Source organism: Streptomyces purpureus (genome assembly GCF_014648195.1).
Classification (GTDB): domain Bacteria; phylum Actinomycetota; class Actinomycetes; order Streptomycetales; family Streptomycetaceae; genus Streptomyces; species Streptomyces purpureus.
Map to the genome: position 1 here is coordinate 135,574 of NZ_BMQQ01000016.1, position 19,228 is coordinate 154,801.

Below are 19,228 nucleotides of genomic sequence, written 5' to 3' on the forward strand. Positions count from 1 at the left end.
GGCGCGCGGTCGTTGCGGGCTGCCACGCGCGCGTACCTGGGCTCGGCGCCGAGCCGTGCGCCCCGACGTCGTCAATACGCCCGCGCTCAGGAGGCAGTCCGCGCTTGGCGCGCCCGAGCCGCGTCCCCGCGGCCTACCGGGCACACGAACCCGCGCCTACTCCTGCTTCTTGCGCCGCGTTCCGAAGACGATCTCGTCCCAGCTGGGGACCGCCGCCCGGCGGCCCGGGCGGACGCCGTCCGCCTCCGCCTGGCGGTCCGTCGTGCCGGTCAGGCGGTCGCGGTGGCCGCTGACCGCGCGGGGCATCAGGACGTCCGCGTACGCCGCGCCCGCGCCCGCCGAGGCGGCCGGGGCCGGGGGCTCCTCCGTCTCGGGATCCTGGTCGGGCTCGGTCGACGGCTCGGCCGTCGGGCGGTCCGGTACGACCATGTCGCCCCGGAAGCTCGGCACCGCCTCCAGCAGGCTCGTCAGGGAGTCCCGCTCGCTCGTCTCCTCCTCCGGAGGAGGAGAAGCCGGACGCTCCAACTGCCGGTCCAGGGCACGGTCCAGCGGCCGGTCGCGCGGCAGCCGGGCGATCCGCGGCACGAAGGGGAAGCTCGGTTCCGGCGCGGCCGCGAGGGTGTCGTCGGTCTCGCCGATCAGCGCGCGCGCCTCGTCGTCGACGGCCTGGACGAGCCGCCGCGGCGGGTCGTACGTCCAGCTCGCCGTGTGCACCTCACCGGCGACGCGGTAGACCAGCAGCACCTCCCAGGTGCCGTCGTCGCGGCGCCAGGAGTCCCACTGCACGGTGTCCTTCTCGGCGCCGCGCAGCAACAGCCGCTCCTGCACCGCCTCACCGAGCTGCGGCCCGGTGTTCTCGCCGGGCCGGCGTACGGGCGTCTTACGGGCGCGCTCGGCCATGAACGCGCGCTCGGCCAGCACCGGACCCTCGAAACGCCGCACCCGGTCCACAGGAATGCCCGCCAGCTGGGCGACCTCTTCCGCGGAGGCCCCCGCGCGTATCCGGGCCTGGATGTCCCGGGGCCTGAGGTGGCTCTCCACCTCGATCTCGATCTGTCCGAGACGCGCGCGGTCGTTGCGCACGGCGGCGCGCAGCCGCTCGTCGATCGGAAGCGTGTACTCCGTGCTGTCAGCAGCCTTCAGCACCAGTCGTGTGCCGTCGTTTGAGACGGCCACGACACGCAGTTCGGGCATGGGGACCTCCCGGGTGGTGCCTGCCGACGTCACGTGCGTCGCTGCTTCCGCTAGTCGAGTGTGGCCTGCCCGGGTGCAGCCTGCCACAACCTTGCCGAGTTGCCCGGCGTGTCGGGCATGGACCCTGGAACGCCGTTATGGCACGGTTACCTGTTTGCAACGCAGAGTGACCGGATGTCACTCTGAGCAGCGGGCGTCCGTGCGATGCCGCGGCGCCGCCGGTTCGAGTGCCGCTTTCGGCCCCCTCCCGTCGTCCCGGGCACCCGTGAGGGAGTCCGGACCCAGGGCTCGCCACAGTACTCCATTCGGGCCACCCGGGTGGACCGCCGCGCCGCCCAACTTCTCCGGGGGTACGGGAGTTGGACGGGCGGTCGCGCCGGTGGCACGTGTCGTCCTTCACAGAATCGACAGAAACGGAACCATTTTCTTCGCCCATATGTCCCTTCTGGGTGCACAGTGGGACAGATGGGTAGGCAGAGACTGGACATGGATCGGAAGCCGGACACCGCGACAGAAGACAAGAAAAAACGGCTCGATCTCAGCATGGCGCAGGTCTCGGGCAGCGCCGTCGCCGCGGTCGTGGCCGCCAAACTCGCCTCCAGTTTCGGCGTGTACGGCACGATCCTGGGTGCGGGCGTGATCAGTGTCATCGCCACCTGCGGTGGATCGGTCTTCCAGCACATGTTCAAACGCACCGGTGAACAGATACGGGAGGTGACGGTCCAGGCCGCGCGGCCGAAGGCCCGCCCGGTGCCCCCGCGTTCGGCGGGCCCGGCGGACGGCCCGGGCCCGGCTGCCGCTCTCGACGGGGAGTTCGGCGAGGCGACCACGCACGGCACGCGCGTACGCGGCTGGAAGCGCTCGGCCGTCGCCGCCGGGGTGGTCTTCCTGGTGACGATGGCGGGCATCACCGGCTATGAACTGATCTCCGGTCAGGACTTCAGTGGCGGCAAGGGGACGACGATTTCCTCGGTCGTACGCGGCGACTCCGGCGCGGACAAGCCGTCGGACGACTCGCCCGGGCCCGGCCAGGGCGGACACGGGAAGCAGCAGCAAGGCAACCAGGACGGACAGGGCGCCACGACGGACCCGGGGGGCGGGAATTCCCCCGACCCCGACCCGAGCGGTGACCGGGGCGGTCCCTCACCGGATCCGGATCCCACCCCGCCCCCCTCCCCGTCCGACAGCGACGACCCGACGCCCACCCCGACCCCCACGCCCACACCCACGCCGACCCCCACCCCGTCCACCGGCGGCGGTGAACAGGGCGCGGGCGCCCAGGCTGTTCAGGGGAGCGGGCAGGCGGCGCCGTGAGCGGTCCTCAGTCGCCGAGCACGCGCCGCAGGTAGTCGTTGCCGAAGACCCGGTCGGGGTCGAGCCGGTCGCGCAGCGCCGTGAACTCCCCGAAGCGCGGGTAGACCTCGGCGAGGTAGGCGGCGTCCCGGGTGTGCACCTTGCCCCAGTGCGGCCGGCCGCCGTGCGCGGTCATGATCCGCTCCACCGCGGTGAAGTACCCGCGGTAGGGCGTCCCCTTGTAAAGATGCACGGCGATGTAGGCCGTCTCGCGGCCGGAGGCGGTGGAGAGCGTGATGTCGTCCGCCGGCGCCGTCCGTACCTCCACCGGGAAGCTGATCTTCAGCGGCGAGCGCTCGATCATCGCCTTCACCTCGCGCAGCGCCGCCACCGCCGCCTCGCGCGGCACGGCGTACTCCATCTCCACGAAACGGACCCGGCGCGGCGACGTGTAGACCTTGTAGGGGATGTCGGTGTACGTACGGGCAGACAGGGCCCGGCTGGAGAGCTTGGCGATCGTGGGGATCGTCCGGGGGACGACGCGGCCGAGTGAACACGCCACCTGGAAGATGCCGTTGGAGAGCAGTTCGTCGTCGATCCAGGCGCTGACGCGACCGGGCGGGGCGGCGGGGCCGGCGCTGCGGTTGTTGCGCTTGGTGTTGCAGTTGCCCGTGTGGGGGAACCAGTAGAACTCGAAGTGCTCGTTCTCCGTGTGCAGCGCGTCGAACTCGGAGGTGACGCGGTCGAAGCTCATCGGCTCCTCGCGCGCGGTGAGCAGGAAGACCGGTTCGACGGCGAAGGTGACCGCGGAGATCACGCCCAGCGCGCCGAGGCCTATCCGGGCGGCCGCGAAGACGTCCGGGTTCTCCTTCTCCGAGCAGGTCAGCAGCGAGCCGTCCGCCGTGACCAGTTCCAGGGACCGGATCTGCGCGGCGATCGACGCCGAGTCACGGCCGGTGCCATGGGTGCCGGTCGACACGGCGCCGGCGACCGTCTGCTCCATGATGTCGCCCATGTTCGTGAGCGACAGGCCTTCCCGGGCCAGTGCCATGTTCAGCCGCTTCAGCGGAGTGCCGGACTCCACGGTCACGGTCATCTCGTCCCGGTCGATGCGCCGTATGCCGGTGAGCAGTTCGGGGCGTATCAGCAGGCCGTCGGTGGCCGCGATCGCGGTGAAGGAGTGCCCCGTACCGACCGTCTTGACCCGCAGTCCGTCCTCGGCGGCCCTGCGCACGGTCTCGGCCAGCTCGTCGGCGGAGGCCGGCGCGGCCTCGCGCACCGGCCTGGCCGTGACCGTTCCGGACCAGTTACGCCACGTGCTGCTGCTCCCCGCCCTCGTGCTCGTGCTCACGCTGCCCCTCCCGAGTCGGCGCCGGCCTGCGCAGCCGGCGGTACCCCGGGATCCCCACCAGGACCGCGAGCGCTCCCGAGACGACGGGCACCGCGTACCCCGCCGCGGCCCCGTACGCGTCGACGACCCAGCCGGCGACCCCGGAGCCGAGCGCCACGCCGATCGCGAGCCCGGTACCGGTCCAGGTCATGCCCTCGGTCAGCTTGGTGCGCGGTACGTGCGTCTCGACGAGGGCCATGGTGGTCACCATCGTCGGTGCGATGGACAGGCCCGCGACAAAGAGCGCCACGGCCAGCAACAGCAGGTTCCCGGCCAGTAGGAGGGGGATCATACTCACGGCCATCGCGCAGACACCCACGAGCCACCGGCGCGACGGCTCGCCCTTGGGGTGCAGCAGCCCGAAAACCGCTCCGGCCAGGCAGGAGCCGAGCGCGTACACGGCGAGGACCAGGCTGGCCGCCGCCTTCTCGCCCTCCGCCTCGGCGAAGGCGACGGTCACCAGGTCCACCGAGCCGAAGATCGCGCCGGTGGCGACGAAGGCCAGGGTGAGGACCTGGAGCCCGGGGGAACGGAGCACGAAGCCGCCGCCGTGCTCCTCGCGCGGGTGCGGTGTCGGCTCGGTGGAGCGCTGGGCGGTCAGCGTGAAGACGCCCACGACCAGGAAGACGACCGCGAGCAGCGGGCCCGCCTCCGGGAACCAGGTGGTGGAGAGCCCGATGGAGATGATCGGGCCGAGGATGAAGCAGACCTCGTCGGCGATCGACTCCCAGGAGTACGCCGTGTGCAGCTCGCGCGGGGAGCCGCGGTAGATCTCCGCCCAGCGGGCCCGGGTCATCGCGCCGACGCTCGGCACACAGCCCACCCAGGCGCAGAAGACGAACAGCGTCCAGTCGGGGGCGCCCTGCTGGGCACAGAGCAGCAGGCCCGACACGGCGGCGACGGAGACCAGGGTCGCCGGCCGCAGCACCCGGCGCTGGCCGTAGCGGTCGACCAGCCGGGAGATCTGCGGGCCGAGCACCGCGGCCGAAAGCGCCAGGGTGAGGGTGAGCGCGCCGGCGAGCCCGTACCGCCCGGTGAGCTGCGAGATCATCGTGACGATGCCGATGCCCATCATGGACAGCGGCATCCGGCCGATGAAGCCGGCGAAGGAGAACGCCTTCGTGCCGGGGGCGGCGAAGATCGCGCGGTAGGGACTGGGCAAGGAGCTCTCCGGCGTCAGTTCAACACGTGTCAATTAATGGCTAAAGCCTACGGGGTTGAAGTGAATGCCGCCACGGGCTTTCTTGATGCCCCGGCGACGACTCGGAACGAGCGACGGCGCCGGGCCCGGCCGCCCTCCGTCAGTGCCGGGTGGGAGGATCGAGCCATGTCCGATCAGCGCGATCCCGCCCCGTACGACGCTCTGCTGCTGCTCTCCTTCGGCGGTCCGGAAGGACCCGACGACGTGGTGCCGTTCCTGGAGAACGTGACCCGCGGCCGAGGCATCCCCAAGGAGCGGCTCAAGGAAGTGGGGCAGCACTACTTCCTCTTCGGCGGCGTCAGCCCCATCAACGACCAGAACCGCGCGCTCCTCGACGCGCTGCGCAAGGACTTCGCCCAGGCCGGGCTCGACCTGCCGGTCCACTGGGGCAACCGGAACTGGGCGCCGTACCTCACCGACACCCTCCGGGAGATGGTCACGGACGGCCGCCGCCACATCGCCGTCCTCACCACCAGCGCCTACGCCTCCTACTCCGGCTGCCGGCAGTACCGCGAGAACCTCGCCGACGCGCTCTCCGAGCTGGAGGCGGAAGGCCTGCCGCTGCCCAAGGTCGACAAGCTCCGGCACTACTTCAACCACCCCGGCTTCATCGAGCCGATGGTCGAGGGCGTCCTGAAGTCGCTCGCCGAACTGGACGAGTCCGTCCGCGCCGGCGCGCACCTCGCCTTCACCACGCACTCCATCCCGGACTCCGCCGCCGACTCCTCCGGCCCCGCCGAGGACCACGGCGCGGGCGGCGCCTACGTCAAGCAGCACCTCGACGTGGCCCGGCTGATCGCCGACGCCGTCCACCGCGAGACCGGTGTCGAGCACCCCTGGGAGCTCGTCTACCAGTCCCGCAGTGGCGCCCCGCACATCCCCTGGCTGGAGCCGGACATCTGCGACCACCTGGAGACGCTGCACGCCGCGGGGGTCCCCGCGGTCGTCATGGTCCCGATCGGCTTCGTCTCGGACCACATGGAGGTCCTGTACGACCTGGACACCGAGGCCACCGCCAAGGCCGCCGAGCTCGGGCTGCCGGTCCGCCGCTCGGCGACGGTCGGCGCCGACCCCCGGTTCGCGCGAGCCGTCCGCGACCTCGTCCTGGAGCGGGCCGCCACCGAGCGCGGCACCGTCGTCGAGCGCTGCGCCCTCGGCTCGCTCGGCCCCTCCCACGACCTCTGTCCGATCGGCTGCTGCCCGGCGCGCACGGAGCGCCCGGCCGCCGCCGGTGCCGACAGCCCGTACGCATGAGCCGCGCCGGCCGTGTCAGCGGCACCCACCATCCGTACGTCCCCCAGGACGCCGTGACCGACCCCCTCCACGCCGAGCTGCTGGACCTCGCCCTGGAGGCCGGGCGCCGGGCCGGTGCGCTGCTGCGCGACGGACGCCCCGACGACCTCGCCGTGGCCGCGACCAAGTCCAGCCCGATCGACGTCGTCACCGAGATGGACCTGGCAGCCGAGGCGCTGATCACCGGTTTCCTCACCGAGCACCGCCCCGAGGACGGCTTCCTCGGCGAGGAGGGCGCGTCGGTCCCCGGCACCTCCGGGGTCCGCTGGGTCATCGACCCCCTCGACGGCACCGTGAACTACCTCTACGGCCTGCCCACCTGGGCGGTCTCCATCGCCGCCGAGCACCAGGGCCGGACCGTCGTCGGTGTCGTCGAGGTCCCGATGCGCCGCGAGACGTACCACGCCGTCGTCGGCGCCGGAGCCTTCCAGGGCGACCGGCGGCTCGCCGCCCGCCCCGCCCCGCCGCTGGACCAGGCGCTGGTCTCCACCGGCTTCAACTACGTCGCCGAGGTCCGCGCCCACCAAGCCGACGTGGCCCAGCGGCTCATCCCGAGGCTGCGCGACATCCGGCGCAGCGGCTCGGCCGCCGTCGACCTCGCCGACGTCGCCGCGGGCCGCCTCGACGGCTACTACGAACGCGGGCTGCACCCCTGGGACCTCGCCGCGGGCGACCTCATCGCGCGCGAGGCCGGTGCCCTGACCGGCGGCCGGCCGGGCGAGCCCCCGTCGCGCGAGCTGACGGTCGCCGCCTCACCGGGCGTCTTCGAGCCCCTCCAGGCCCTCCTGGAGGAGTTCGGCGCCTGGCACGACTGACCATCCCGCCCCGGCGGTTCTCCGGCAGGCCCTGAAGGGCCCTGGGAGGGCTGCGGGAACGGAGAAGGGCCCCGGCGCCATCCCATGGCACCGGGGCCCTTCCACGTCCTGTCAGGCGCTCGCGGCGCCGACCTCCACGCCGTGCTCGGCGGCGAGCCGGTGCAGGTCGTCCAGCTCCGCCTGCTCCACCTCCGCCAGGAAGTCGTCGCCCTCGTCGCGGGCCCGCGTGAGGTCGGTCTCGGTGGTCCTTATGCGCTGCAGCAGTCCTGCGGTGAAAGCGTCCATCGTGCGCCCCCTCGTCATGGGTCGGTGGCACGGGGGTGTGCCGAGGGTGGGGTGGATCACGCACCGCAACCTGCGGGGGACAGTGCGGTTGGTGGCGTGCCACATACAGGGCGTGATCTCGGGTGTGCAGTCGTCCTCCCCAGACCTTTCCTCAGGGAAACCTCAAGTGGGACGGATTCCAGATGAATTCATGGGGCCGCCCGCCCCGGCCTGGCGCCTCCGAAGCCCCCCGCTCGGCCGTCTTACAGCCGGTTTACGGCCGTAAAGGGCAGGATGGACACGCACAGTCAGTGCCGAGGATCTGCCCGGAACCGGGCCCGTAGGAAGGAACAGCGACGTGCGCGTACTCGTCGTCGAGGACGAGCAGCTGCTCGCCGATGCGGTGGCCACCGGACTGCGCCGGGAGGCCATGGCCGTCGACGTCGTGTACGACGGCGCCGCCGCCCTGGAACGCGTCGGGGTGAACGACTACGACGTCGTCGTCCTCGACCGGGACCTGCCGCTCGTCCACGGTGACGACGTGTGCCGCAAGATCGTCGAGCTGGGCATGCCGACCCGGATCCTCATGCTGACCGCCTCCGGCGACGTCAGCGACCGCGTCGAGGGCCTGGAGCTCGGCGCCGACGACTACCTCCCCAAGCCCTTCGCGTTCAGCGAGCTCACCGCGCGCGTGCGGGCCCTCGGACGGCGTACGACGGTGCCGCTGCCGCCCGTCCTGGAGCGCGCGGGGATCAAGCTCGACCCCAACCGCCGCGAGGTCTTCCGCGACGGCCGGGAGATCCAGCTCGCCCCCAAGGAGTTCGCCGTCCTGGAGGTCCTCATGCGCAGCGAGGGCGCGGTCGTCTCGGCCGAGCAGCTCCTGGAGAAGGCGTGGGACGAGAACACCGACCCGTTCACCAACGTCGTACGGGTCACGGTCATGACCCTGCGCCGCAAGCTGGGCGAACCGCCGGTGATCGTCACCGTCCCGGGCTCCGGCTACCGGATCTGACGCCGGTGGCCGCGACTCCGGCGCCGCACCCCCAGGCGCCTCCGAAACCCACCTGGGACCCCAGGGACCCGGTCCGGCCGCTGCTGCGGCCGACGATCCGGATACGGCTCACGCTGCTGTACGGCGGGATGTTCCTGATCGCCGGCATCCTGCTGCTGTCGATCATCTACCTCTTCACCGCGCAGGTGATGAACAACTTCGCCGAGCTGCCCTTCAAGGTGGTCAGGGGCGAGGTCCAGCCGACCACCGAATGGTGCCGGCTGCCCGGTTCCAGCACCGGCGAAGAGCTCAACCGGGCGGTGTCGATCTGCCTCCAGCACCAGCGCGACCTGGCCCTCGACGACCTCCTGCGGCGCTCCCTGTTCGCCCTGCTCGGCCTGTCGATCATCGCCTTCGCCTTCGGCTACGGGATGGCCGGCCGGGTCCTGTCCCCGCTGGGCCGGATCACCCGCACCGCCCGGCAGGTGGCCGGGTCCGACCTCGCCCGGCGCATCGAGCTGGACGGCCCGGACGACGAGCTCAAGGAGCTCGCGGACACCTTCGACGAGATGCTGGAGCGGCTGGAGCGGGCCTTCACCGCCCAGCAGCGGTTCGTCGCCAACGCCTCGCACGAACTGCGCACCCCGCTGGCGATCAACCGCACGCTCCTCGAGGTGCACCTCTCCGACCCGGGCGCACCGGTGGAGCTCCAGCAGCTCGGCAAGACCCTGCTGGCCACCAACGAGCGCAGCGAGCAGCTGGTGGAGGGCCTGCTGCTGCTCGCCCGCAGCGACAACCAGATCGTCGAGCGCAAGCCCGTCGATCTCGCCGAGGTCGCCTCGCGCGCGCTGGACCAGGTCAGGGGCGAGGCCGAGCAGAAGGGCGTCGAGATCCGCGGCGAGCAGGAACCCGCCGTCGTCCAGGGCAACGGCGTCCTCCTGGAGCGGATCGCGCTGAACCTGATCCAGAACGCCGTGCGGTACAACATCCCCGAAGGGGGCTGGGCGGAGGTCACCACCGAGACCCAGCACGGCCAGGCGGTCCTGGTGGTCTCGAACACGGGACCAGTGGTTCCCGCGTACGAGATCGACAACCTCTTCGAGCCGTTCAGAAGGCTGCGGCAGGAGCGGACGGGCAGCGACAAGGGCGTCGGACTCGGCCTGTCGATCGCCCGCTCGGTCGCGCGGGCCCACGGGGGCCGTATCATCGCGGAGCCTCGCGAGGGCGGCGGACTCGTGATGCGTGTCACCCTTCCTGTGTGACCACGCATGCCCGAACCGTCCGAGAAGTTCACGATGCGCGGAATTTTCAGGACCTGGTCCTGGGTTTTCCGTGTGTGATCGATCACAAGAGCGAATTTCCAGTCATCTACTCTCCGTGATCACGAGCCAGTCGGAAAACCGGTAAAAGTCCGGGTTTCCGGGGGTCCAGATCACGGGAAGTACACGGGGTGACGCCCGTGAAGTGCGGCAACGGACCGTGTACGGTCCGGTTCGCCACCCAAACTCGATCACTCTTGAGGGGTCCGGTTGGGTGTCGATTGAGTAACAGACCTTGATGTGAGGCAAAATCTCCGCCTCGGGTCGGGCACAAGTCCGGCCTCTCACGCGTTACGTGCGCTGGAGACACCGCAACCACCCAGAGGGGGAGAGCGACATGGCAACGGATTACGACACCCCACGCAAGACCGACGACGACGTCGACTCGGACAGCCTTGAAGAGCTCAAGGCCCGCAGGAACGACAAGTCCACCTCCACGGTGGACGTCGACGAGTTCGAGGCCGCAGAGGGCCTGGAGCTGCCCGGCGCGGACCTTTCCAACGAGGAACTGGCCGTACGGGTCCTGCCGAAGCAGGCCGACGAGTTCACCTGCATGAGCTGCTTCCTGGTGCACCACCGCAGCCAGCTGGCCCGGGAGAAGAACGGTCAGCCGATCTGCCGCGACTGCGACTAGGTCCGGCAGGCCGTGGCAGGCGACAACCCGTTCAGGAAGCGGCGTTTCCGGCTCCCCAGGACGCCGGAGACCCACCAGGGCGGTCCGGACCCGGCGGAGGGCGCCCACCAGGCCCCCGACGCCGAGGACTCCGCCCTCCTGCCCTCCCCCGGCGTACGTGACGACGAGCGAGGCCTACCGGCCTCGCTCGAAGCCGCGGACGACCCCGGCCGCTTCACCAAGCTGGCCGCCGTCCGGCGCGGCCTGCGCAAGGGCGGCGAGCGCGCCCGGGCAGGTGTCGCGTACGTCGCCGACCGCATCATCGAGAGCGCCCCGCGGATCCCCGTCAGGGACCTGGCGACCCTGCGCGCCCAGTTCCCCGGCCTCGGCCCCGAGCAGCTCGCCGACAAGCTGGTCGCCGGCGCGGCCAACGCCACCTCCACGGTCGGCGCGGGCATCGGCGCGGCCGCCATGCTCCCCGTACCGCCGGCGATGCCGGCCGAGCTCGCCGCGGAGATCACGGGCGTGGCGGCGATCGAGCTGAAGCTGATCGCCGAGCTCCACGAGGTCTACGGAATGCGGCCCCCCGGCACGCTCACCCAGCGGTCGACCGCCTACCTGACCTCCTGGACGGAGGAGCGCGGCATCGACCTCACCAAACCCACCACGGTCAACGCCGCCCTCGGCGGACAGTTCAAGCGCCAGCTGCGCCAGCAGATCATGAAGCGCATGATCCGCAACCTGCCCAACCTGACGCCGTTCATGGTCGGAGCGGCCGTCGGCGCCGTGATGAACCGGCGCGACACCAAGGCGCTGGCCGAGCGCATCCGCAAGGACCTGCGCAGGCGCCAGATCCCCTGGGAGGCGCTGCCCGAGCTGCCCCCGCTGGAGCAGCCCGAGGACCCCAAGCAGCTCGGCTTCTAGGCCTTCGAGAAGGGCCGGGGCCGCTAGGCCTTCACGGCCTCCAGCGCCGCCACCAGCGCCTTCGGGTCCCGCGTCGACACATAGACGTACGGCGTCGGATCTGCCGGATCCGTGATCTCGACCCGTACCGCCGTCGGCACATAGCTGCGCATCAGCATGAAGGCCCGCGGATCCGCCTTGTGCGTCCGCCAGGCCCGCGCCTCTTCCGGGTCCAGCTCATGCGCCGTACCGAGCGCCGAGACCGGGATCCGGGCCTCGCCCGCGACCAGCGAGCCCGCCACGACCCGGATACGGGCGGAGCCGTACGAACTGACCGCTGCCGCCGCCAGCGCCGCCGCCGCGATCAGCCCGCCGAGCATGGGCACCGTGCCGAGCGGCAGCAGGATCAGGCCGCCCGAGATCCCCACCGCGAACGCGATCAGCCACCAGGAACCGGGAACGGTCAGCCGCTCTTCGTAAGACTGCATGGATCCAAGCTTGGCACGGCGCGACCGGCGGACTGTCCCGCGGGTAAGGTCTGCGCCTGTGAGTACTGCTCTGACGCCTCCCGCCAACGCCATACCGCCGGTACGGCACCCCGACGCGCCCGCCCCCGGCGAGCTCCTCGGCGCGCACTACGCGCACTGCTTCGGCTGTGGCGGGGCCCAGCCGCACGGACTGCACCTGGCGGCGCGGGCGGGCGAGGGCGTGACCGTCACGGCCGAGTTCACGGTGACCCCCGACCACCAGGGAGCGCCCGGTCTCGCCCACGGCGGCGTGCTGGCCACGGCGCTCGACGAGACGCTCGGCTCGCTCAACTGGCTGCTGCGGGTCATCGCCGTGACCGGCCGGCTGGAGACCGACTTCGCCCGCCCGGTGCCCGTGGGAACGGTGCTGCACCTGGAGGCCGAGGTCACCGCTGTGGCGGGGCGCAAGATCTACTCCACGGCGACCGGGCGGATCGGCGGGCCCGACGGCCCCGTCGCCGTCCGCGCGGACGCCCTCTTCATCGAGGTCAAGGTCGATCACTTCATCGACAACGGACGCCCGGAGGAGATCCAGGCGGCCATGGCCGACCCCGACCAGGTCCGGCGCGCCCGCGCCTTCGAGGTGAACCCCTGATGCGTACCCCTGTCGATGTACTGATCCGCCGCGTGGACCCGGAGGTGCCGCTGCCCGCGTACGGCCACCCCGGCGACGCGGGCGCCGATCTGGTGACCACCGAGGCCGCCGAGCTGGCCCCCGGGGAGCGCGCCGTGCTGCCCACCGGGGTGTCGATCGCGCTGCCCGACGGCTACGCGGCCTTCGTGCACCCGCGCTCCGGTCTGGCCGCCCGCTGCGGCGTCGCCCTCGTGAATGCCCCGGGGACGGTGGATGCCGGGTACCGTGGAGAGATCAAGGTGATCGTGGTCAATCTGGACCCGCGCGAGAGTGTGCGGTTCGAACGGTTCGACCGGATTGCTCAACTGGTTGTCCAGCAGGTCGAGAAGGTGCGCTTCCACGAGGTGGCGGAGCTTCCCGGCTCGGCGCGGGCCGAGGGGGGCTTCGGGTCCACCGGCGGTCATGCCGCCGTGGACGGCTCTACGGGTGGGAATCGATACGCTTCGGTCGTATCCGACCGGGAAGGACAGTGACGTGTTCGGACGTCGCAAGAAGAGCGGTGCCGCTGAGGACGCAGCGGGCGAGGCCGAGCAGGTCGTCGACGAGACCGGCACCGACGCGGCGGACCAGCCGCGCCGGATGAACCTCCCGCCGGCGCCCCGGCCCGACGGGCCCTGGGACATCTCCGAGGTCACCAGGCCCGAAGAAGGCCGCGTGGACCTGGGCGGCATGTTCGTGCCCGGCGTCGAGGGCATGGAGCTGCGGGTCGAGGTCGCCGGCGACGCGATCGTCGCCGCGACGGTCGTGCTGCGCGACAGCGCCGTACAGCTCCAGGCGTTCGCGGCGCCCAAGAAGGAAGGTATCTGGGGCGAGGTCCGCGAGGAGATCGCCACCGGCATCACCCAGCAGGGCGGCATCATCGACGAGGTCGAGGGCCCCCTGGGCTGGGAGCTGCGCGCCCAGGTCCCGGTGCAGCTGCCCGACGGCACCGGAGGCGTACAGCTGGTCCGCTTCGTCGGCGTCGACGGACCGCGCTGGTTCCTGCGCGGCGTCATCTCCGGCCAGGGCGCGGTCCAGCCGGAGGCCGCCGGTCTGCTTGAGCAGATCGTCCGGGACACCGTCGTGGTCCGTGGCGAGGGCCCGATGGCCCCGCGCGACCCGATCGTCCTGAAGCTGCCGAACGACGCGCAGATGGTCCCCGAGGGCGTCCAGCAGGATGAGCAGGAAGGCTCCCGCTTCTCCGGCGGCATGGGCCAGCTCCAGCGCGGTCCGGAGATCACCGAGGTCCGCTGACCAGGGCCGCCGCCGTGATGTGAGGCGCGGCTCTGATCCGGGGCGCTTCAGCGTGCCCTCGGCTCATTCGCCGCTGTCCGTACGACGGGCCGCACCCCCCACGGGGTGCGGCCCGTCGGCGTACGTACGGCACACACGGGCTGTCCCGACCGGCGTACGTGACGGATACTGGCGCGGCACAAGATCGGCGACACATCGGGGCCGGGGCGACGACGGATGACGGGGGACCCGAATGAGCCGGAGCAGCAGCACGCGGTCCGCGGCGGCCCTCGCCGAGCCGACCCCCGAAGGGCCCATGGTCAAGGTCGCCGACGTGCGCCGCTCGTACGGTACGGGCCCCGCCGCCGTCCATGCCCTGCGCGGGGTCTCCTTCGAGATCGGCCGCGGTGAACTCGTCGCCCTCAAGGGCCGCTCAGGCTCCGGCAAGACCACCCTGCTCAATCTCGTCGGCGGACTCGACTCGCCCGACCAGGGCACCATCACCGTCGACGGCACCGACCTCGCGGGCCTCGGCGAGAACGGGCTGCTCGCGCTGCGCCGCGACCGCGTCGGCTTCATCTTCCAGTCGTTCGGGCTGATCCCGATCCTGACCGCCGCCGAGAACGTCGGCGTACCGATGCGGCTGCGCAAGGCCGATCCACGTGAGCGTGAGGAGCGCGTCGCGCTGCTCCTCGCCATGGTCGGCCTCGCCGACCACGCCGAGCAGCGGCCCGGCGAGCTCTCCGGCGGCCAGCAGCAGCGGGTCGCGATCGCGCGTGCCCTGGCCAACCGGCCCGCCCTGCTGATCGCCGACGAACCGACCGGCCAGCTGGACGCCGAGACCGGTCTCGCCGTGATGGAACTGCTGCGCGCGGTGGTGCGCGGCGAAGGTGTCACCGCCCTGGTCGCCACCCATGACGCCCAGCTCCTCGGCCTCGCCGACCGTGTCCTGGAACTGAGCGACGGCGAGATCATCGAGCACTAGCCCCGAGGGCCAGGGGCCCATCAGAATCCCGTCAAGACGGCCCCGGGCCCCGAACCCACGTGCGGAATGTCCTTTTCGCTGGACGTAAGGTCATGCCCATGGGACGCGGCAAGCTACGGATCTACCTCGGCGCGGCACCGGGCGTCGGCAAGACGTACGCGATGCTCTCCGAGGCACACCGCCGCGTCGAGCGGGGCACCGACTGCGTCGTCGCCTTCGTCGAGCACCACGGTCGGCCGCGTACGAAAGTGATGCTGCACGGCCTGGAGACGGTCCCGCGCCGCGTGATCGGGTACCGCGACACCGCCTTCACCGAGATGGACGTCGACGCCGTCATCGACCGCGACCCCGCCGTCGCCCTCGTCGACGAGCTCGCCCACACCAACGTCCCCGGCTCCCGTAACGCCAAGCGCTGGCAGGACGTCGAGGAGCTGCTCGCCGCCGGCATCGACGTCATATCGACCGTCAACATCCAGCACCTGGAGTCACTCGGCGACGTCGTCGAGTCCATCACCGGCGTCCGGCAGCGCGAGACCGTCCCGGACGAGATCGTCCGCCGCGCCGACCAGATCGAACTGGTCGACATGTCGCCCCAGGCGCTGCGCCGGCGCATGGCCCACGGCAACATCTACACCCCGGACCGGATCGACGCGTCCCTCTCCAACTACTTCCGGCCGGGCAACCTCACCGCCCTGCGGGAGCTGGCCCTGCTGTGGACGGCCGACCGGGTCGACGAATACCTCCAGCAGTACCGCGGCGAGCACAACATCCGCTCCACCTGGCAGGCCCGCGAACGGATCGTCGTCGGGCTGACCGGCGGCCCCGAGGGCGGCACCCTGATACGGCGCGCGGCCCGGCTCGCCGAGAAGGGCGCCGGCGGGGAGGTCCTCGCCGTCTACGTCGCCCGCAGCGACGGCCTGACCGCCGCCTCCCCGAAGGAACTCGCCGTCCAACGCACCCTGGTCGAGGACCTCGGCGGCTCCTTCCACCACGTCATCGGCGACGACATACCCTCCGCGCTGCTCGAATTCGCGCGCGGCGTCAACGCCACCCAGATCGTCCTCGGCTCCTCGCGCCGCAAGAGCTGGCAGTACGTCCTCGGCCCCGGCGTGGGCCAGACCGTCGCCCGCGAGTCGGGGCCCGACCTCGACGTCCACATCGTCACCCACGACGAGGCCGCCAAGGGCCGCGGACTGCCGGTCGCCCGGGGCGCCCGGCTCGGCCGCCCCCGGATCATCTGGGGCTGGCTCGTCGGCGTCGTCGGCCCCGCGCTGCTCACGCTGCTGCTCACCCATGTCGACGCCGACCTCGGCCTCGCCAACGACATGCTGCTGTTCCTGTCGTTCACCGTGGCCTCCGCACTGCTCGGCGGACTCCTGCCGTCCCTGGCCTCCGCCGCCTTCGGCTCACTACTGCTCAACTACTACTTCGCCCCGCCGCTGCACCAATTCACGGTCTCCGACCCCCGGAACATCGTCGCGATCTCCGTCTTCTTCGGCGTCGCGATGTCCGTCGCCTCGGTCGTCGACCTGGCCGCCCGCCGCACCCACCAGGCCGCCCGCCTCCGTGCCGAGTCGGAGATCCTCTCCTTCCTCGCGGGCAGCGTGCTGCGCGGCGAGACGAGCCTGGACGCCCTCCTCGAACGGGTCCGCGAGACGTTCTCCATGGAATCCGTCGCCCTGCTGGAGCGGGCGAGCGACGTCGACCCCTGGATGTGCGTGGCCGGTGTCGGACCCGGGCAGGCCGCCCGACCCGAGGACGCCGACGTGGACATGCCGGTCGGGGACCGGCTCGCCCTCGCGCTCTGCGGCCGGGTGCTGCCTGCGGAGGACCGGCGCGTACTGGGCGCCTTCGCGGCTCAGGCCGCCGTCGTCCTCGACCGCCGGCGGCTGGTCGGCGAGGCCGAGGAGGCCCGCAAGCTGGCCGAGGGCAACCAGATCCGTACGTCCCTGCTGGCCGCCGTCAGCCATGACCTCCGTACACCGCTCGCGGGCATCAAGGCCGCCGTCTCCTCGCTGCGCTCCGACGACGTGGAGTGGTCCGACGACGACCGGGCCGAACTGCTGGAGGGCATCGAGAGCGGCGCCGACCGCCTCGACCTGCTCGTCGGCAACCTCCTCGACATGTCCCGGCTCCGGACGGGCACGGTCACCCCGCTCATCCGCGCCGTCGACCTCGACGAGGTCGTCCCCCTGGCGCTCGGCGGAGTCCCCGACGGCAGCGCCGAACTCGATATCCCCGAGACGCTGCCGATGGTCGAGGTGGACAAGGGCCTGCTGGAGCGGGCCGTCGCCAACATCGTCGAGAACGCCGTCAAGTACAGCCCCGACCCGGTCCCGGTCGTGGTCGCGGCCAGCACACTGGGCGACCGCGTCGAGCTGAGGGTCGTCGACCGCGGCCCCGGCGTCCCCGACGAGAGCAAGGAAGGTATCTTCGAGCCCTTCCAGCGCTACGGGGACGCCCCCCGCGGCGCCGGAGTCGGTCTCGGACTCGCCGTCGCCCGCGGCTTCGTCGAGGCGATGGGCGGCACCATCACCGCCGAGGACACCCCCGGCGGCGGTCTCACCATGGTCCTCACCCTCCGCGTGGCCCCCGGCCACGCCCCGGCGGCCTCCGCCGCTCTCCCCGCCCAGGTCACGTCATGACCACCAGCCGGCTCATGACCCCGATGACCCCGACAGAAAGCAGGTCCGCAGCCATGACCCGGGTTCTCGTGGTCGACGACGAGCCGCAGATCGTCCGCGCTCTCGTGATCAACCTGAAGGCACGCAAGTACGAGGTGGACGCCGCGCCCGACGGCGCCACCGCCCTCAAGCTCGCCGCCGAACGCCACCCCGACGTCGTCGTCCTCGACCTCGGGCTGCCCGACATGGACGGCGTAGAGGTGATCAAGGGTCTGCGCGGCTGGACCCGCGTCCCGATTCTGGTCCTGTCCGCCCGCCACACCTCCGACGAGAAGGTCGAGGCCCTCGACGCCGGGGCCGACGACTACGTCACCAAGCCCTTCGGCATGGACGAGCTTTTGGCCCGGCTGCGGGCTGCCGTCCGCCGCGCCGAGCCGGTGGGCGGCGGCGAGGACGGGGTGGTCGTGGTCGAGACGGACGGATTCACCGTCGACCTGGCTGCCAAGAAGGTCCACCGCGACGGCCGTGACGTCCGCCTCACCCCCACCGAGTGGCACCTGCTCGAAGTGCTCGTACGCAACAGCGGCCGCCTGGTCAGCCAGAAGCAGCTCCTCCAGGAGGTCTGGGGCCCTTCCTACGGCACCGAGACCAACTATCTGCGCGTCTACATGGCCCAGCTGCGGCGCAAGCTGGAGGCCGACCCCTCGCACCCGAAGCACTTCGTCACCGAACCCGGGATGGGCTACCGCTTCGAACACTGAGCCTCTTGAGTCCCGTCACACGGCCCGGATCCCCTCACATAGGGGCCCGGTACGCTTTCTGTATGAGTGCTGCACCGCGTACAGAGAAGCCGGCCGGGCGTTTCCGCCGGATGCTCGACCGCCTGTCGTCCTCCCAGGAGGACCTGGAGTCCGAAGAGCTCCAGGAAGACGCGCAGGCGTCGGGGTGCACCCCGATCTCCGACTGCAACGACCGCCAGATAGTGAAGGTGACTGGTACCTTGCGCACGGTCACCCTGCGTCCGCGCGCCGGTGTGCCGGCGCTGGAGGCGGAACTGTTCGACGGCACGGCCCCGCTCGACGTGGTGTGGCTGGGCAGGCGGTCCATCGCGGGCATAGAACCGGGCCGTAAGCTCATCGCCTCCGGCCGTATCTCCCTGAGCCACGGCCGCCGGGTCCTCTTCAACCCCAAATACGAGCTCCGACCCCTCGGACAGGAGTAGCCGGTGACGTCACTCGACAAGCCGACCACCGAGCACGACACCCAGCAGCCGGACCACGACACGAAGGCGGTCACCGAGGCCGCCCTCTTCGAGGCCTTCGGCGGACTGCGCGGCATGGTGGAGACGGTCCTCCCCGGCCTGCTCTTCGTGACGATCTACACGATCAACAAAGACCTGCACATCTCGGCCATCGCAGCCCTGACGGTGTCCCTGGTCCTCGTCGCCGTCCGGCTGGTCCGCCGCGACACCGTCAAGCACGCCTTCAGCGGCGTCTTCGGCGTCGCCTTCGGTGTGGTCTTCGCGATGATGACCGGCAACGCCAAGGACTTCTACCTGCCGGGCATGCTCTACACCCTCGGGCTCGGTGTCGCCTACATCGCCACCACCCTCGCCGGTGTCCCGCTGATCGGCCTGATCCTCGGCCCGGTCTTCAAGGAGAACCTCTCCTGGCGCACCCGTAACCCCGGTCGCAAGAAGGCCTACGCCAAGGCCAGCTGGGCGTGGGGTCTCATCCTGCTCGGCAAGTGCGCGATCCTCTTCCCGCTCTACTGGTGGGCCGACACCACCCAGCTCGGCTGGGTCCTGGTCGCCCTGAAGATCCCGCCGTTCCTGCTGGCGGTCTATCTGACCTGGCTCTTCCTGGCGAAGGCGCCGCCGCCGATCGACGTCTTCGCCGAGATGGAGGCGGAGGAGCGGGCCGAGAAGGAGCGCAAGGCCGCGGCGCGGCAGCGCGAGGCGTAGCCCGCCC

The 19,228-nt window shown here is 71.4% G+C and carries 20 protein-coding genes; 15 read left to right on the top strand and 5 right to left on the bottom strand.

Annotation, left to right across the window (positions count from 1 at the left end; genetic code table 11):
* Window positions 1-156: 156 nt before the first annotated feature.
* Window positions 157-1,227, bottom strand: a complete 1,071-nt coding sequence (gene sepH / locus IEZ01_RS21010) for a septation protein SepH (protein WP_019890006.1) — start codon at window positions 1,225-1,227, stop codon at window positions 157-159.
* A 432-nt stretch (window positions 1,228-1,659) separates the two neighbouring features.
* On the opposite strand from sepH, the gene IEZ01_RS21015 reads away from it, so the two are divergent.
* Entirely contained in the window at window positions 1,660-2,508 is an 849-nt protein-coding gene (locus tag IEZ01_RS21015) for a hypothetical protein (RefSeq protein WP_229833108.1), read from the top strand.
* Between the two features lie 7 nt (window positions 2,509-2,515).
* On the opposite strand, the gene IEZ01_RS21020 is transcribed toward IEZ01_RS21015, so the two are convergent.
* Both IEZ01_RS21020 and IEZ01_RS21025 read right to left on the bottom strand, forming a co-directional pair.
* Window positions 2,516-3,838, bottom strand: a complete 1,323-nt coding sequence (locus IEZ01_RS21020; protein WP_189203156.1) for a D-arabinono-1,4-lactone oxidase — start codon at window positions 3,836-3,838, stop codon at window positions 2,516-2,518.
* On the bottom strand, window positions 3,795-5,039 hold the full coding sequence (locus IEZ01_RS21025) for an MFS transporter (RefSeq protein ID WP_189203158.1): 1,245 nt from the start codon (window positions 5,037-5,039) through the stop codon (window positions 3,795-3,797). The genes IEZ01_RS21020 and IEZ01_RS21025 overlap by 44 nt, the downstream gene beginning before the upstream one ends.
* 165 nt (window positions 5,040-5,204) lie before the next feature.
* On the opposite strand from IEZ01_RS21025, the gene IEZ01_RS21030 reads away from it, so the two are divergent.
* Window positions 5,205-6,332, top strand: coding sequence for a ferrochelatase (locus IEZ01_RS21030; protein ID WP_189203160.1), 1,128 nt, complete (start codon window positions 5,205-5,207; stop codon window positions 6,330-6,332).
* Between the two features lie 53 nt (window positions 6,333-6,385).
* Window positions 6,386-7,186 (top strand): inositol monophosphatase family protein, encoded by an 801-nt coding sequence (locus IEZ01_RS21035; RefSeq protein WP_028798072.1) that lies wholly within the window; start codon window positions 6,386-6,388, stop codon window positions 7,184-7,186.
* Between the two features lie 111 nt (window positions 7,187-7,297).
* Here the strand turns inward: IEZ01_RS21035 and IEZ01_RS21040 are convergent, their stop codons facing one another.
* On the bottom strand, window positions 7,298-7,471 hold the full coding sequence (locus IEZ01_RS21040; RefSeq protein WP_019890013.1) for a hypothetical protein: 174 nt from the start codon (window positions 7,469-7,471) through the stop codon (window positions 7,298-7,300).
* A gap of 337 nt (window positions 7,472-7,808) precedes the next feature.
* On the opposite strand from IEZ01_RS21040, the gene IEZ01_RS21045 reads away from it, so the two are divergent.
* The 4 genes from IEZ01_RS21045 (at window position 7,809) to IEZ01_RS21060 (ending at window position 11,297) form a co-directional block, all read left to right on the top strand.
* A complete protein-coding gene (locus tag IEZ01_RS21045; protein ID WP_019890014.1) occupies window positions 7,809-8,462 on the top strand; it encodes a response regulator transcription factor in 654 nt (217 codons plus the stop codon).
* 5 nt (window positions 8,463-8,467) lie between these two features.
* On the top strand, window positions 8,468-9,703 hold the full coding sequence (locus IEZ01_RS21050) for a sensor histidine kinase (protein WP_019890015.1): 1,236 nt from the start codon (window positions 8,468-8,470) through the stop codon (window positions 9,701-9,703).
* 394 nt (window positions 9,704-10,097) lie between these two features.
* On the top strand, window positions 10,098-10,394 hold the full coding sequence (locus tag IEZ01_RS21055; protein ID WP_003955561.1) for a DUF4193 domain-containing protein: 297 nt from the start codon (window positions 10,098-10,100) through the stop codon (window positions 10,392-10,394).
* 12 nt (window positions 10,395-10,406) lie between these two features.
* Entirely contained in the window at window positions 10,407-11,297 is an 891-nt protein-coding gene (locus IEZ01_RS21060; protein ID WP_189203162.1) for a hypothetical protein, read from the top strand.
* A 23-nt stretch (window positions 11,298-11,320) separates the two neighbouring features.
* Here IEZ01_RS21060 and IEZ01_RS21065 read toward each other — a convergent pair whose 3' ends face one another.
* Window positions 11,321-11,764: a DUF3093 domain-containing protein gene (locus tag IEZ01_RS21065; RefSeq protein ID WP_019890018.1), complete on the bottom strand. Its 444-nt coding sequence runs from the start codon at window positions 11,762-11,764 to the stop codon at window positions 11,321-11,323.
* A 58-nt stretch (window positions 11,765-11,822) separates the two neighbouring features.
* On the opposite strand from IEZ01_RS21065, the gene IEZ01_RS21070 reads away from it, so the two are divergent.
* The 8 genes from IEZ01_RS21070 (at window position 11,823) to IEZ01_RS21105 (ending at window position 19,221) form a co-directional block, all read left to right on the top strand.
* Window positions 11,823-12,398: a PaaI family thioesterase gene (locus tag IEZ01_RS21070; RefSeq protein ID WP_019890019.1), complete on the top strand. Its 576-nt coding sequence runs from the start codon at window positions 11,823-11,825 to the stop codon at window positions 12,396-12,398.
* On the top strand, window positions 12,398-12,910 hold the full coding sequence (dut, locus tag IEZ01_RS21075) for a dUTP diphosphatase (RefSeq protein WP_019890020.1): 513 nt from the start codon (window positions 12,398-12,400) through the stop codon (window positions 12,908-12,910). Before IEZ01_RS21070 ends, dut begins: the two co-directional genes overlap by 1 nt.
* Window position 12,911: 1 nt before the next feature.
* The gene (locus IEZ01_RS21080) at window positions 12,912-13,670 is read left to right on the top strand and encodes a DUF3710 domain-containing protein (RefSeq protein ID WP_019890021.1); all 759 of its coding nucleotides are present in this window, start codon (window positions 12,912-12,914) and stop codon (window positions 13,668-13,670) included.
* A 232-nt stretch (window positions 13,671-13,902) separates the two neighbouring features.
* Window positions 13,903-14,634, top strand: a complete 732-nt coding sequence (locus IEZ01_RS21085; protein WP_189203164.1) for an ABC transporter ATP-binding protein — start codon at window positions 13,903-13,905, stop codon at window positions 14,632-14,634.
* A 98-nt stretch (window positions 14,635-14,732) separates the two neighbouring features.
* Window positions 14,733-17,279, top strand: a complete 2,547-nt coding sequence (locus IEZ01_RS21090) for a DUF4118 domain-containing protein (RefSeq protein ID WP_189203166.1) — start codon at window positions 14,733-14,735, stop codon at window positions 17,277-17,279.
* A gap of 53 nt (window positions 17,280-17,332) precedes the next feature.
* The gene (locus tag IEZ01_RS21095) at window positions 17,333-18,019 is read left to right on the top strand and encodes a response regulator (RefSeq protein WP_189203168.1); all 687 of its coding nucleotides are present in this window, start codon (window positions 17,333-17,335) and stop codon (window positions 18,017-18,019) included.
* A gap of 62 nt (window positions 18,020-18,081) precedes the next feature.
* Complete coding sequence (locus IEZ01_RS21100) at window positions 18,082-18,480, top strand: OB-fold nucleic acid binding domain-containing protein (RefSeq protein WP_078513428.1); 399 nt, start codon at window positions 18,082-18,084, stop codon at window positions 18,478-18,480.
* Between the two features lie 3 nt (window positions 18,481-18,483).
* Complete coding sequence (locus tag IEZ01_RS21105) at window positions 18,484-19,221, top strand: DUF3159 domain-containing protein (RefSeq protein ID WP_019890027.1); 738 nt, start codon at window positions 18,484-18,486, stop codon at window positions 19,219-19,221.
* The last annotated feature ends 7 nt before the right edge of the window (window positions 19,222-19,228 follow it).